12 protein-coding genes are annotated in these 14,943 nt (G+C 52.9%); 10 read left to right on the top strand and 2 right to left on the bottom strand.

Annotation, left to right across the window (positions count from 1 at the left end; genetic code table 11):
- The first annotated feature begins 54 nt into the window (after positions 1-54).
- Both KZ483_RS28700 and KZ483_RS28695 read left to right on the top strand, forming a co-directional pair.
- Positions 55-915 (top strand): glycoside hydrolase family 43 protein, encoded by an 861-nt coding sequence (locus tag KZ483_RS28700; RefSeq protein ID WP_258881348.1) that lies wholly within the window; start codon positions 55-57, stop codon positions 913-915.
- Complete coding sequence (locus tag KZ483_RS28695) at positions 912-1,637, top strand: beta-xylosidase family glycoside hydrolase (RefSeq protein ID WP_258881347.1); 726 nt, start codon at positions 912-914, stop codon at positions 1,635-1,637. Before KZ483_RS28700 ends, KZ483_RS28695 begins: the two co-directional genes overlap by 4 nt.
- A 153-nt stretch (positions 1,638-1,790) precedes the next feature.
- Here the strand turns inward: KZ483_RS28695 and KZ483_RS20480 are convergent, their stop codons facing one another.
- The gene (locus KZ483_RS20480; protein ID WP_220349403.1) at positions 1,791-2,765 is read right to left on the bottom strand and encodes an aldo/keto reductase family protein; all 975 of its coding nucleotides are present in this window, start codon (positions 2,763-2,765) and stop codon (positions 1,791-1,793) included.
- Positions 2,766-2,974: 209 nt separating this feature from the next.
- On the opposite strand from KZ483_RS20480, the gene KZ483_RS20475 reads away from it, so the two are divergent.
- Positions 2,975-3,853 carry an ROK family protein gene (locus tag KZ483_RS20475; RefSeq protein WP_309568599.1) on the top strand — a complete coding sequence of 293 codons (879 nt, stop codon included), beginning with the start codon at positions 2,975-2,977 and terminating at the stop codon, positions 3,851-3,853.
- A gap of 65 nt (positions 3,854-3,918) precedes the next feature.
- Here KZ483_RS20475 and KZ483_RS20470 read toward each other — a convergent pair whose 3' ends face one another.
- Positions 3,919-4,920, bottom strand: coding sequence for a lipoate--protein ligase (locus KZ483_RS20470; protein WP_220349402.1), 1,002 nt, complete (start codon positions 4,918-4,920; stop codon positions 3,919-3,921).
- 99 nt (positions 4,921-5,019) lie between these two features.
- On the opposite strand from KZ483_RS20470, the gene KZ483_RS20465 reads away from it, so the two are divergent.
- The 7 genes from KZ483_RS20465 (at position 5,020) to KZ483_RS20435 (ending at position 14,900) form a co-directional block, all read left to right on the top strand.
- Positions 5,020-6,198, top strand: a complete 1,179-nt coding sequence (locus KZ483_RS20465; RefSeq protein ID WP_220349401.1) for a sn-glycerol-1-phosphate dehydrogenase — start codon at positions 5,020-5,022, stop codon at positions 6,196-6,198.
- Positions 6,199-6,678: 480 nt separating this feature from the next.
- Positions 6,679-9,540: a glycoside hydrolase family 3 C-terminal domain-containing protein gene (locus KZ483_RS20460; protein WP_258881346.1), complete on the top strand. Its 2,862-nt coding sequence runs from the start codon at positions 6,679-6,681 to the stop codon at positions 9,538-9,540.
- Between the two features lie 308 nt (positions 9,541-9,848).
- Positions 9,849-10,844, top strand: a complete 996-nt coding sequence (locus tag KZ483_RS20455; RefSeq protein WP_220353572.1) for a LacI family DNA-binding transcriptional regulator — start codon at positions 9,849-9,851, stop codon at positions 10,842-10,844.
- Positions 10,845-10,852: 8 nt separating this feature from the next.
- Positions 10,853-11,788: a ribokinase gene (gene rbsK / locus KZ483_RS20450; protein WP_220349400.1), complete on the top strand. Its 936-nt coding sequence runs from the start codon at positions 10,853-10,855 to the stop codon at positions 11,786-11,788.
- Positions 11,789-11,794: 6 nt separating this feature from the next.
- Positions 11,795-12,190 carry a D-ribose pyranase gene (gene rbsD, locus KZ483_RS20445; RefSeq protein WP_220349399.1) on the top strand — a complete coding sequence of 132 codons (396 nt, stop codon included), beginning with the start codon at positions 11,795-11,797 and terminating at the stop codon, positions 12,188-12,190.
- 255 nt (positions 12,191-12,445) lie between these two features.
- Positions 12,446-13,954: a sugar ABC transporter ATP-binding protein gene (locus tag KZ483_RS20440; protein WP_309568598.1), complete on the top strand. Its 1,509-nt coding sequence runs from the start codon at positions 12,446-12,448 to the stop codon at positions 13,952-13,954.
- Positions 13,944-14,900: an ABC transporter permease gene (locus KZ483_RS20435; protein ID WP_220349398.1), complete on the top strand. Its 957-nt coding sequence runs from the start codon at positions 13,944-13,946 to the stop codon at positions 14,898-14,900. Before KZ483_RS20440 ends, KZ483_RS20435 begins: the two co-directional genes overlap by 11 nt.
- Positions 14,901-14,943 lie beyond the last annotated feature (43 nt).

Genomic DNA, 14,943 nt, shown 5'->3' with positions numbered 1-14,943 from the left:
TCCAAACCTATATGGCTTTTTTAAGCTGCGACACGAGAGGAGTTGAATGATATTATGGCTGCAACTGCAATTTCGTATATGAATCCGGTCATCCCGGGCTTTTATCCGGATCCCAGCGTTGCCAGGCGGGGCGAGGATTACTATCTGGTTACCAGCTCATTTGAATATTACCCAGGCATTCCGGTTTTTCACAGCCGCGATCTTGTGAATTGGGAGCAGATCGGCTGCGTCATTACGCGTCCCGAGCAGCTGGACCTATCGGAACGGAGAAGCTCTCGCGGGATCTTCGCTCCGACTATCCGCTGCTGCAATGGACGGTTTTATGTCATTACCACCGATGTCGACGGTATCGGCAACTTCTTCGTATCGGCCGAAGATCCGGGGGGACCATGGTCCGATCCTATCCGGATACCTTATGGAGGGATCGATCCTTCCCTGATGTTCGACGATACGGACGGGACTGTTTATGTAACCGTCCAGCAGGGTGCGGATAAAAACTCGCATATTATTCAATATGAGATTGACATTAGTACCGGGGAGGCGCTAACGGAACCGGTTGTCATCTTTCGCGGCGACGGGGGGCCTTGGGTGGAAGGTCCGCACTTGTACAGGATACACGGCATGTATTATCTCATTGCCGCTTCGGGAGGCACAGGACGTTACCACCGGGAAATCGCCGCAAGGAGCGATAAGCCTTATGGTCCGTTCGTCATGCTTCCGCATCCGATTCTGACGCACAACAGGCTTGACGATCACCCCATTCAAAATACGGGCCATGCGGATTTGTTCGAGGACGGGAACGGCTTCTGGTGGGCGGTGTTTCTGGGCGTTAGGCCGGTGGAGGGACACCACGGTGTCCTTGGGCGGGAAACATTCCTTGCCCCGGTCCACTGGACCGAAGCGGGTGGCCGATGATCGATAACAATGAGGGAACGGTTTCTGCCGTAATGTGCTCCGACAGACTTACAGCACCGCAGAAGCGGAATCTCTCGTTTACAGACGATTTTTCGGGTTCTCCGCTTTCGTGCGAGTGGAGCTTTCTGCGAACGCTGCCGGGAAGGAGAGCGGAGGTAGCCCCGGAGGGGCATGGACTTAAGCTTACCGGCGCGGCAGCTACGTTGAAAGATGCGGCGCCGTCGGTGTTTGTCTGCAGGAGACAGCAGAGCCTGCGGATGAGAGTCCGTACATTACTTTCATTTATCCCTGCAAGGGAAGGGGAAGAAGCGGGGATCGCGATTCGGCTCAGCGATGAAGCTCATCTCACGCTGGGGAGAGTACGTAAAAGAAACAGGCATATAATCGTCTCAACGGCGGTCGACTACGCGATCCCCCGGCGCCTGCTGAAGGAACAGCTTCCGGAAACCGGTGAGATTCATCTGGAGCTCGTCTCCGACGGCCGCGACTATATGATGAATTATTCCCTCGACGGGATGGAATGGCGTACGGCCGGCCGCTATCCCATGTCACGAATGTCTCCGGAGGTAAATTGGTGTTTTACCGGGGCTTGCGTCGGTATGTATGCAACAGGGAATGGTAACGAATGCGTAACCCCCGCTTATTTCAGGTATTTCGAATACCGCGACGACGATCCACTCCCTTCGGGCTGCCCGGACTTGCAGGAAGGATTGACCATTTAAGATGATAATGAGATTCCTATTGAAATTGTTACGGAATCTCTTTGGCAAAACCAGTAAATGGCGGTGTGAGAATATAAAATAAAAAGGATAGAGGTTACCGTATGCGCTACGGCTTCCACTATCCTTTTTAGTATTGCAAAACAATATAGCAGATTAGCGCAGCGGCGCGAAATCCTTTACCTGCTCCAATATCCGTTCTACTGCTTCCAGTGTTTCAGTTGACAGCTGAATATCGACAGCCTTTACGTTCTCCTCAATCTGTTGCGGCTTCGTAGCGCCGATCAATGCGCAGCTTACGCCCGGCTGGCGGAGAATCCAGGCCAGCGAAAGCTGCGAAAGAGTGATGTCCAGCTCTTGTGCGAGCTGCCCCAGGTCCTGGACGCAACCTAGCACTTTATCATTCATATAGCTGTTGATGACGCCGTTGACGGAATTGTCAGCCGCGCGGCTCTCCGCCGGCAGCGGTTGACCAGGCTTATATTTACCTGTCAGCACGCCCTGCGCGAGCGGGGAAAATACAACCTGGCCGATGCCGTTCTTCACCGATACCGGCAGCACTTCGCGTTCGATATAACGCTCAAACATGTTGTAAATCGGCTGATTCGAAATCAGCGGCCGCAAGTTCAATCTTTGGCTGATTCCGGCGGCATCCGCAATTTGCGCCGCGCTCCATTCGCTGACTGCGGCATACAGGATTTTTCCTTGAGCCGTCAAGTCGTCAAGCGCACGCAGCGTCTCCTCCAGAGGAGTCTGCGTATCGTAACGGTGGCAGAAATAGATATCGATATAATCCACGCCCAGACGCTTCAAGCTGGCATCGCACTGCTCCATGATATGCTTGCGCGACAAGCCGCGGTCGTTCGGTCCGCTATCCATTGCGAAAAACACTTTAGTTGAAAGGACATAGCTCGATCTGGAATAAGGCTTAAGGGCCGCGCCCATTGCTTTCTCGCCTTCTCCGCGATTATAGGCATTAGCCGTGTCGAAGAAATTGATACCGCTCTCAAATGCTTCCTTAATACAGGCATCAGCTGCCTGCTGCTCAGCGGCCGTGCCGTATGTGAGCCAACTGCCCAGGCCGATTTCGCTGATTTTCAAGCCGCTTGCCCCTACGTTTCTGTACTTCATTAAAATTTCATTCCCTTCCGCTAATCTGGGCTAATTATAAATGATGACCGGCATTCCCTACAATAATGGAAAAATAGATTACTAATTGCAATGGACGTTACTAGGTAACTTTAAGTTTAGTATGCCCGCGGCGGTGAATCTATTATGGAAATTGGACTATCTGTGGGGTATGCTAGAGTGGGAAAAACAATTTATTGGAGGGACTTAGGATGCTGATTGGAGCGATTGAAGCGGGCGGCACCAAATTCGTCTGCGGAATCGGAAATGAAGAAGGTACGATTATTGACAGATGCAGCTTTCCGACCGGAGAGCCGGAACCTACGCTGCAGAAGGTTATTGAATATTTTCAGGATAAGAATGTCGAAGCGATCGGGATCGGAACCTTCGGTCCGATCGATATTAACCCTGCCAGCCCCCGTTACGGATACGTGACGACAACACCGAAGCCGGGCTGGTCAGGCTACGATTTCCTTGGCACGGTCAAGAAGCAATTCGATGTGCCCTGCGGTTGGGATACCGATGTGAATGCTGCCGCCTACGGTGAAGCGATATGGGGGGCGGCCAAGGGATTGAACAGCTGCGTCTATTATACGATCGGTACGGGCATCGGAGTGGGCGTATATACCGAGCGGAAGCTCGTACATGGTCTCGTCCATCCTGAAGGCGGACATATCATGACAAGAAGGCATCCGGAGGATACATATGAGGGCTTCTGCCCTTACCACGGCGACTGTCTTGAGGGAATTGCGGCCGGCCCGGCGATAGAGAAGCGCTGGAAGGTAAAAGGAAGCGAGCTGGCTCCGGACCATCCCGCCTGGGCGATGGAAGCATTCTATATCGGACAGGCGGTAACCGGAACGATTCTGCTGCTTTCGCCGAATAAAGTGATTTTGGGCGGAGGGGTTATGCATCAGAAGCAGCTGTTCCCGCTTATTCGTGCCGAAGTGCTTAGAAATCTCAACGGATATATCAGCGATGATGCGATTCTGAGGGACATTGACAATTATATCGTACCGCCCGGTCTCGGAGACAACGCCGGCTTGTGCGGTTCACTGGCACTGGGGCTGGCGGCTCTTCAGGAAAAATAGGGAGCGGGCAGCTTCAGTGAGGATCTAAAGCTTGAAGGATCAGAGCCTTCAAGCTTTTTTACAACTCAGTCCCGGAGGAGCAGCAGGTTTATAAATTCCTCTTCCGTCAAGGTGCCGAAATACCGGCTGAGCTGAACCGATTCGAGTGCCAGACGGATTGCTTCTTCTTCATAGTGAATCCCTGTCAAGAGCTGCTCGACCTCGGCCACATCGTAAGCGCCGAAAAAATCGCCGAATATCTTGACGCCTGCCATCCGGCCATCCTCTACATTGAGCCGGACATCAACGATGCCGGACGCGAATTTGCGGATGTTCTCAATGTTGCATTTCGGCGAGAGTCCGTAATTCCAATCCCAGCTTCGGTATCGCTCGTCGGCCAGCCGAGTGACGGCGGCCCAGTCCTGTTCTGACAAGCCATACCGGGGGACGTCCTCGGGCTCGCAATGGAACAGCTCGCGCAGCAGCTCGGTCCGGAATTGCTCCGTTGTCATCGGCCGATCCAGAAATTCGGAAATGTTTGCGACCCTGCTGCGAACCGATTTGGTTCCTTTCGATTCGATCTTGATCGGTTTGACACGCAGAGCAGACGCCACATTATCCATAGCTGAATCAAACAGGAGTGTCCCGTGGCTGAACATGCGGCCCTTCGTGGCGAACCTGGCGTTGCCGGATATTTTCCGTTCACCGACCTGAATGTCGTTACGTCCGGTCAGTTCAGCCTTGACGCCGAGCTTATGAAGCGCATCGATCACAGGCTGGGTGATTTTCGCGAATTGGTGAAAGGAATCCCCCTCGTCATTCGTTATGAAGCTGAAGTTCAAATTGCCGAGATCATGGTAGACGGCGCCTCCGCCGGACAACCGGCGCACGACATGAATCCCGTTGTCGCGCACGAAGTCCGCATTGATTTCTTCAATCGTGTTTTGATTTTTACCGATGATGATGGACGGTTCGTTGATATAAAACAGAAGATAGCTGTCATCTGCCGGCAGATGCCGTAAGGCGTACTCCTCAAGAGCGAGATTGAGAGCCGGATCGGTAATTCCGCGATTATCAAGAAAAAGCATGATCGTTACCTCCGTCGTTCGTGAGTCGTGATATGTCCATTAGAGCAAGTGCAGGATATAAAGTCAATAAATTCAATTTGTAATGAAGGAGCTAACGATATGAATGGAACCTTGGAGAAAATAAAACAAGCGGCCGCGGAAATTGGAATAGCGGATGCGGAGAGCTTGTTTCCCGGCCGGATCGTGGTCGAGCCGGGCGCCATTGACCAGGTGGCAGGTTATGTCGGGCAAAGCGGGTATACCCAAGTGATTATCACAGCAGATGCCAATACATTGCAAATAGCGGGACAACGGCTTGCGGATGAACTGACTTCCCTCGGAATATCTGCTGATATCACCGTGGTCAAGGCAGACCGCCAAGGAGATGTCATCGCAGATGAGGCTTCCATTATTCAGGTCATACTCGATATTCAGCGGACTTCCGCCGATCTCGTTATCGCAGCCGGCAGCGGCACACTGCATGATATCGCCCGATATGCCGCGTATACGACGGGCTTGCCGTTCGTATCGGTACCTACGGCGCCGTCGGTCGACGGTTTTACCTCCAAAGGAGCGCCCATTATTATTAGAGGCGAGAAAATAACGGTCCCTGCGATCGGGCCGATCGCGATTTTTGCCGATCTGGATATTTTGCGGGAGGCGCCGGGCGCGATGGCAGCGGCCGGATTCGGGGACATGCTCGGCAAATACACGTCACTCTTCGATTGGAAGGTCGGCAGGATGACCGCCGATGAGCCGTACATGCCGCTGGTTGCGGAAATTACGGAGCAGGCGCTGCAAGCTTGCGTCCAGCATGCCGAGCAGATCGGAAGGCGGACGGAAGATGGTATTCGTATCCTTATCGGCGCCTTAATCGATTCCGGCCTGGCGATGCTGCTGTTTGGCCAGTCGCACCCGGCATCGGGGGCGGAGCATCATTTGTCCCATTATTGGGAAATGGAATATATCCGCAGCGGCAGGAGGCAGCTGCTTCACGGTGCCAAGGTTGGAGTGGCCTGTGCGGAAATAACCGCGCTGTACCGGGAATTCGCCAAGCTTCCGCAAGCGCAGCGGATTAAGGGATGGTACGATATCCGCCGCGAAATAGACAAGCTTCCAGGCGAGGAAGAGATTCGCGGGCTGCTGCGCACGGCCGGAGGACCTGCTTCAATCGGGGAGCTCGGCGTAGACCCCGGGCTGCTGGAGCGAAGCAAGCGGGAAGCGCACCGGGTCCGGCTGAACCGCCATACGCTGCTTCGCATCATAAACGAGCTGAACGGTGCGGACGAACCAAGATGAACGTACGGAAGAAAACGAGGGCATAGGCTGTTTGCTTATAGAGACAGGAGCACAGGCAGGAACCGACATATCCCCATACAATGCATAGAACTAAATAACGAAAGGGGTTTTGCAGGTGTCAATGGGATATGGTCCGGTAGGCGGCGTTGGTTGCGGTCCAGTTGGCGGATTTACTACAGCAGGCGTAATTCTCGTTCTTTTCATACTACTCGTAATAGTAACCCGCTCCATTCTTTGCTAGTGTGAGTACAACTTCGTTTGTGATATACGAATACAGCAATTGAGAGCAGCCTCCGTTTCACGTAAAGTGAAACGGGGGTTGTTTTTTGTTTTGGCTGCAAAGACAGTATAACCTGCAAATATGAAGGGGAAAAAACACTAATTCTCTCGGTGTTCGGGGCCTTCGATGGAATGGTAAACTATGATGAAAGCGTTTGAGTCGGGAAAAGCCGTTAACACGCTTATTCCGTCAATGGTTATATGGAGAGAGGGCGTGCAAAAGAAATGAGTTATCCTTTTGAAAATGTAAATTTGCCGTTAGAAGAGAGAGTAAACGATTTGGTATCCAGATTCACGCTGGAAGAGAAAATCGAACTGATGATGCAGTATCAACCGGCCGTGGACAGGCTCGGCGTTAAACCTTATAAGCACGGAACGGAGGCAGCCCATGGTATGGCATGGCTGGGCGAAGCCACTTCATTCCCGCAGCCGATCGGACTCGGCTGCACATGGAATACGGAGCTGATGCGGCAGATCGGTTCAGCCATCGGCGATGAGGCGCGGGTGTTTTATCAGCGGAATCCTGCGGTCAACGGGCTGACGCTGTGGGCGCCGACCGTGGACATGGAGCGCGATCCGCGCTGGGGACGGACGGAGGAAGCGTATGGTGAAGATCCTCATTTGACGGGTGAGCTTACGGCATCGCTGGTACGCGGCGTGCAGGGCGACCACCCTTTCTACTTTAAAGCGGTATCCACGCTGAAGCACTTTCTCGGCAACAATAATGAAATTGACCGCGGCAGCTGCTCGGCCAGCATCGATCCCCGCAATATGAAGGAATATTACGAGGCTGCTTTCAAGCCCGCATTCGTTCAGGGCGGTGCGCGCTCGATGATGACCGCTTACAACTCCATTAACGGTACACCGGCCATCCTTCATGAAGATGTGAATAAAGTGGTCAAGCAGGAGTGGGGAATGGACGGCTTTGTCGTCAGCGACGCCGGCGACCTGGTCGGTCTGGTCGATTACCACCACTATTATGAAACCTACAAAGAAGCGGCGGCTCATGCCGTAAAAGCTGGAATAGACAGCATCACCGACGATCATGCGATTTCGACCAAGGCTTTAAGGGAGGCTCTGGCGGAAGGGCTGCTCTCCGAGTCCGATCTCGACCTTGCCCTGCAAAATACTTTCCGGGTACGGTTTCGTCTGGGCGAATTCGATCCCGCCTCGTTAAATCCATATGCCGATATGCCTGAGAGCGTGCTGTGCAGCCCCGAGCATGCCAAGCTTTCTCTGGAAGCCGCGAGGGAATCGATCGTTCTCCTCAAGAACGATAACGGCACGCTTCCGCTTCAGAAGGATAAGCTCGGCAGCGTTGCAGTTATCGGCCCTCTTGGCGATGTGGTATACAGAGACTGGTATTCAGGTTCGCTTCCATACCGGGTTACGCCGTTTGAAGCCATACGCGGCAAGCTCCCTGAGAATGCGGAAATCACTTTCAAAAGCGGCAGCGACCGGCTGCGGCTGAAATCGGCGGCATCGGGCAAATATGTACGTGTAACCGAAGCGGAAGGTCGTTTGGCAGCCGATGCGGCGGAAGCCGCGGAAGGCGAAATATTCGAGCAGACGGATTGGGGATGGGAAAGCAAGACATTCACCTCCGTTACGAACGGCAAATATATGACGAGTACCGGCGACGTTCACATCTCGGCATCAGCCGAGGAAGCGTTCGGCTGGTACGTCAAGGAAGTGTTCCATACCGCTCCTGCGGAGGATGGCCAAATTTCGCTGACGACCTGGAATCATATGCCTGTCAAAATCTCCGAACCCGCGACTGGACTCCTCGGCATTGGCGAGAATAAGTCTGAGAATACGGGCGAGCGTTTTATCGCGGAAGCTGTGTCTGACGGTTTGGAGGAGGCGGTGAACGCGGCGCGTGCGGCCGACACCGCTATTGTGTTCGTAGGGAACAACCCGCTGATTAACGGCAAAGAGGAAATCGACCGTCCCGACCTTACGCTGGCAGAGGCGCAGGAGCGGCTGATCCGGGAAGTGCACAAGGTTAATCCGAATACGATCGTCGTCGTAGTCGGAAGCTATCCGTTCGCCTTGAACGAAGTAAATGAGCGTATACCGGCTGTATTGTATATGTCCCATGTCGGGCAAGAGCTCGGGCGCGCGGTCGCCGATGTGCTGTTCGGCGATTACAGCCCCGCCGGCCGTCTTAATATGACCTGGTACAAGTCGGCCCTGCAGCTTACCGATATTATGGATTATGATATTATCAAATCCAAACGCACGTACCAATATTTCGACGGAGAGCCGCTATACCCGTTCGGACATGGGCTGACGTACCCGGCGTTCCGGTACGACGGGCTGGAAGTGACTCCGTCAGCTGTTGATGAGAATGGTACGGCTATAATCCGGGTACAGGTGACCAATACCGGCTCAGTCGCAAGCGACGAAGTGATACAGCTCTATGTGCACGTTAAGGATTCGCGGGTGAAACGGCCGCTTAAGCAGCTCAAGGGGTTCCGGCGCATACATTTTCAGCCCGGTGAGAAGCAAATTGTTGAATTTGCACTTCCATCAGCCGAGTTGGCGATCTGGGATGTGACTCGCGACCGGTTCTGCGTAGAATCCGGAAGCTATGACATTATGATAGGCAGATCATCCGGCGACATCGCCTTATCGGGCGTATTGACGGTAAGCGGTGAAACGATTCCGCCAAGGGACCTGACTCTGGAGACTCGTGCGGAAAATTACGATGACTATGAGAACGTCTACCTGGATGAAAGCAAAGAAGGCGGAACGTGTATCCGTCCGTCCGTCCCCGCCGGCGCATGGATCGGATTCACCGATGCTGAGTGGAGCCGCGGCTCATATTCGTTCGAAGGCCGCCTATCGGGCGGGCCGGACGGAGGACGCATTGAGGTGCGGTTCGGCAGCCCGGATGCGAACCCGGCGGGTTTTGCCGAGCTGGGGTCAGTCCGCCAGGGACAAGACTGGCAAACGGTGAGCTTTGAAATCGGCGAAGCTCCTGGCACGAAGCAGGATGTTTATCTTGTACTAAGCGGAGACATTATTTTAAGCCGTTTCAGATTTACAGCCAAGCAATAGAATATCGTGTTCCAAATAGATTAATCAAAGCAGGACGGCATGCGAGAGTATGCTGTCCTATTTGCGTTGTTTCGGTGACAAGGCTTGACTTCAGCTAGTGTAAAATCAGCGTTATGAGAATCTATGAATATTGGTAATATCAGTATAAAGTTGACCATTGCGTTACTATAAAAGCTGTGCTATATTGTTTGTGGTACCGTTACCATGTTTTAATATTTAATATTAATTCCATTTTTACAGAGATAATTATTGTACTTATCATATTTGTGGTACCGTTACCATGATTTGCTGCCGAGGAGGGGTTCAACATCGCAACGATTCGTGACGTCGCCAAGCTGGCCGGTATTTCCGTATCGACCGTTTCGCGTTATTTGAACAAAAGCGGCTATGTGAATGCGGAAACGGAGCAATCGATCAAGGCGGCCATCGAGAAGCTGAACTATGCTCCTAACGAGGTAGCCCGCGGTTTGGCCGGCAAAAAAACAAATACAATCGCCCTGATTCTCCCCGATATCTCGAACCTGTTCTTCTCGGACCTGGCACGTGCGGTGGAGGATGTTGCTGCGACATATGGCTACACGGTCATTTTTGGCAATTCGGACGATCAGGGAATCAAGGAAAAAAGATACATTGAAACGCTCAAGAAGAAGTATATAGACGGCATTATTTTCGCCTCCAGCACGTTTGGGCACGACGATGCGGAAATGCTGACGAAGCTGGGCATTCCGTTTGTCTGTTTGGACCGCGGTCCGTCCGAACGGCACTCCAGCATCGTCCGGTCCAAAAATAAAGAAGGAGCCGTTATGGCTGTCCGGCATTTGCTCGAAGCCGGCTGCCGCAAAATCGCTCACATTTATGGACCGCAGCATCTCATTACGGGGAAAGAGCGGCTTATCGGCTTCGAGCAGTCCGTACAGGCACTGGACTGGTATACGCCGACGCTGCTTGAGCCGGGAGATTTCAGAATCGCGGGCGGCATTAAGGCGACCGAGCGGCTGCTTGAGCGCCATCCGGATATTGACGGTATTTTTGCCGGCAACGATTTGATGGCTGTAGGCGCTTTGAAAGCGCTGCACCGGATGGGAATAAAAGTAGGTAAGCAGGTAGCGGTATGCGGGTTTGACGGAATTCAAACGACCGAAATTACCGTACCCGAGCTTACGACGATCGCACAGCCGATTTATGAGATGGGGGCGCTTATTTCCCGCCTGCTGATCAAGAAAATCGAAGGAACGCTGGAAGAGGACCGGCTTTACGAGCTTGACGTCAAGCTTATCGTTAGGGACTCGACCTTAAGGGAGTGAATGGACAAATGAACAAGCCTAGGCTGGTTGTCATCGGCAGCTTGAATATGGATATTGTGGTCGAAACCGAGCGTTATCCGCAGGTAGGGGAAACCCTGCTGGGAGAGAGGGTTCGTTTCATTCCCGGCGGGAAAGGCGCCAATCAGGCGGTAGCCGGAGCCCGCTTGGGTGCGGAGACCGCGCTGATCGGTGCGGTCGGCGAGGATGCATTCGGCGAGCAGCTGCTAGGAAGCCTGCTGGAGGATGGTGTGGATATCACCGGAGTGAAACGTGTCGCGGGGATGGCCACAGGCATTGCATCCATTTATGTAGCCGAAGGAGACAACAGTATCGTCGTTGTGCCGGGGGCCAATTACCGGGTGGAGCCGGCCGACATCGACCGTCACGAGGATAAGCTGAGGCAGGCCGATATTGTCCTGCTGCAGCTGGAAATCCCGGTGGAGACGGTCGTATATGCGGCCAGAAAAGCGAAGTCGCTCGGTAAAACAGTCGTGCTCAATCCCGCGCCCGCACAGACGCTGCCGGAAGAACTGTTTGGGCTTGTAGACTATTTCACGCCAAACCGGACGGAGCTCGGACGGTACACCGGCATGAATGCCGAAGGGGAATCGCTTCAAGAGGCCATGCTGCGAATGAAGGAGATGGGTGCTGCCCATATCGTCACGACGCTCGGTTCAGAAGGATCTGCGTATTTATCGGAAGACGGTGCCCTGCGTCTCAAGCCGGGTTATAAAGTGCCGGTCGTTGATACGACTGGCGCAGGAGATTGCTACAACGCTGGCCTGGCGCGCTCAATAGCGGCTGGTAGCACTCTTGACGAGGCGATTGACTTCGCGTCGCTGGTCTCCGCTCTTGCCGTAACGAAATTCGGCGCGCAAGCTGGAATGCCTACAGAGGAAGAAGCGCTGCGTTTCGCGGCGGAACAGAAGACAACAGGAGTGTAGCGGAAGATGAAAAAAATCGGAATAATCAACAGCGAGCTGTCCAAATTGATCAGCGAGCTGGGGCACACGGACACGATCGTCATCGCGGATAGCGGGCTGCCGATACCGCCGGGCGTGAAACGTATAGATCTTGCATTAAAGCGGGGCGTACCTGGTTACCTGGAAACGCTGGAGACCATTTTGGTGGAAATGCAGGTACAGCAATACACGGTAGCGGAAGAAATGAAGAAGGCAAATCCGGAGCTGCTGAAATTTACGCAGCAGGCGCTGGACGGGGCAGAGGCGCAGAGCGTCTCCCACGAGCGGTTCAAGTCGCTCACCGGCCAAGCGAAAGCGGTCATTCGCACTGGTGAATGCACGGCTTACGCCAACGTCATCTTACATGCAGGGGTCACTTTTTAGCTTATGCTTACGAAGTGGCATTTTCATTCGAAAATGCCAAGTCTATGCTTACGAAGCTGCGTTTTCTCCGAAAACGCCAAGTTTATGCTTACGAAGTAGCATTTTCATTCGAAAATGCCAAGTCTATGCTTACGAAGCTGCGTTTTCTCCGAAAACGCCAAGTTTATGCTTACGAAGTAGCATTTTCATTCGAAAATGCCTTGCTTATGCTTACGAAGCTGCGTTTTCTCCGAAAACGCTTAGGAGGTAATCATATTGACAGCGCAGCTGTTGGAGATGAAGGGAATCGATAAAAGCTTCTCCGGGGTGAAAGTACTGGAACAGGTGCAGTTTTCTTTGGAAAACGGCGAAGTGCATGCCTTGATGGGTGAGAACGGCGCGGGCAAGTCGACTTTGATGAAGATTCTGAACGGAATCTACGCGCGGGACGGCGGAACGGTAGCAGTTAAGGGTGCTGAGCAGCAGCTGGCAACACCCTCTGCTGCACAGCAGCTGGGCATCGTCATGATCCACCAGGAGTTAAACCTTATTCCGCACTTGACGGTAATGGAAAACATCTTTCTCGGAAGGGAATTCACGTACGGACCGACCAGGCTGATCAATTGGCGCAGGATGAAGAAGGAATCCACCCGGTTTTTGTCTCAGCTTGGATTGACAATCGATCCGGAAACGGTCGTCGGCGAGCTGTCGGTCGGCCAGCAGCAGATGGTAGAAATAGCTAAAGCCCTTTCCGTCAATACTGAAATATTAGTATTGGACGAACCAACGGCGGCCCTCACAGACCGGGAGATCGAAGCGCTCTTTGTTGCAATCGCTTCCCTTCGGAAACAGGGCGTCGGGATGATCTACATTTCCCACCGGATGGAAGAGATATTCAAGATATGCGACCGGATAACGGTGATGCGCGACGGCCGCTATATCGGCACCGAACGAGTCCAGGAAACGAATATGGACCAAATTGTCAAGATGATGGTCGGTCGGGAAATCAAAGACAGGTTCCCCAAAGTGGAGATTAAATATGGCGAGGACAAGCTGAAGGTTGAAGGGTTATCGCAACAAGGCATCTTAAACGATATTTCGTTTTCTGTCAGGGCTGGTGAAATTGTAGGGCTGGCGGGTCTGATGGGAGCTGGCCGCACGGAACTAGCCAAAGCGCTGTTCGGCGTGACCCCGATAGATAGGGGAACTATCTATGTCAACGGCAAGCCGGTAGATATCGGCAAACCGGCCGATGCGATTCGGGCGGGTATTGCGTTGGTAACGGAGGACCGGAAGGACGAGGGGCTGCTTCTTCCGATGTCCGTCAGCGACAATTTGTCGATGCCGAATCTTAAGTCGCTGTCAAAGCTGGGATTTATGAGCGGTTCCAAAGAACAGTTTTTGTCCGAAACGATGATCAAGCAGCTGTTCATCAAAGCGTCAAGCGGCGCTCAAACGGTAGGGTCGCTGAGCGGAGGCAATCAGCAGAAGGTGGTAATCGGAAAATGGCTTGCGACAAGTCCGCAGGTATTTATTTTGGACGAGCCGACAAGGGGCGTCGATATCGGAGCCAAAAAAGAAATTTATGACCTGATGAACAGACTTGCGGCCAATGGAGTTGCCATCCTTATGATTTCCTCCGAGCTTCCCGAGGTGCTCGGGATGAGCGACCGAATTCTCGTCATGCATGAAGGGAAACTGACGGGAGAGTTTACGCGAGAAGAAGCTACGCAGGAAAAAATTATGCTTTGTGCAACCGGGGGAGGACAACAGCATGCAAGCTGATGTAATTGGCATTCAAAAACGGAAAGGATTCAAGCTGCAGGGGCTTGGTTCGGTAATCGGATTACTTCTGATTATCGTCGTATTATCGGTTACGGCAGACAACTTTCTGTCCGTCGACAATCTCCTTAACGTTCTCCGGCAGGTTTCCATTAATGCGCTGATCGCATTCGGAATGACGTTCGTCATCTTGACAGGCGGCATCGATCTATCGGTCGGTTCAATACTTGCCCTGTCGAGCGCGGTGGCAGCGGGCTTGATGGCCGGCGGAACGGATACTTGGATTGCTGTTATCGCAGGGCTTGGGGCAGGTATGCTGATGGGCGCCATCAATGGGGCTCTGGTGGCCAAGGGAAGATTGGCGCCGTTTATCGTGACATTGGCGACAATGACCGTTTTCCGGGGATTCACGCTCGTCTACACGGACGGTAGACCGATTACCGGTTTGAACAAGGATTTCGCTGCGTTTGGAAAAGGGTATTTTCTGCAAATTCCAATGCCGATCATTTGGATGGTCATTGCTTTTGCAGTACTATACATTGTTTTGAAGCACACCACTTTCGGCCGGCGCGTATACGCGATCGGGAGTAATGAGGAGGCGACGTGGCTCTCGGGGATCAGCACATCCAAGGTCAAAATCATGGTTTATTCGATCAGCGGCTTACTTGCAGCTGTTAGTGGGATAATACTCACTTCCCGGCTTAATTCAGCCCAGCCTACGGCAGGCGCTTCTTACGAGCTTGACGCCATCGCGGCGGTAGTGCTCGGAGGAACAAGCCTCTCCGGGGGCAGAGGCCGTATCGTCGGAACGCTGATTGGCGCCGTCATTATCGGCGTACTGGACAATGGATTGAATCTGTTGAATGTGTCCTCATTCTATCAACAAGTAGTAAAAGGGGCAGTCATCTTAATTGCAGTGCTTTTCGATCGTTCGAAGAAAAGAAAATAAAAATCCGAACATTAAAGGAGCCTAACAACATGAAAAGAAAAGC

The organism is Paenibacillus sp. sptzw28 (assembly GCF_019550795.1).
Taxonomy (GTDB): Bacteria; Bacillota; Bacilli; order Paenibacillales; family Paenibacillaceae; genus Paenibacillus_Z.
This window is presented reverse-complemented; position numbering and strand designations above follow the sequence as displayed.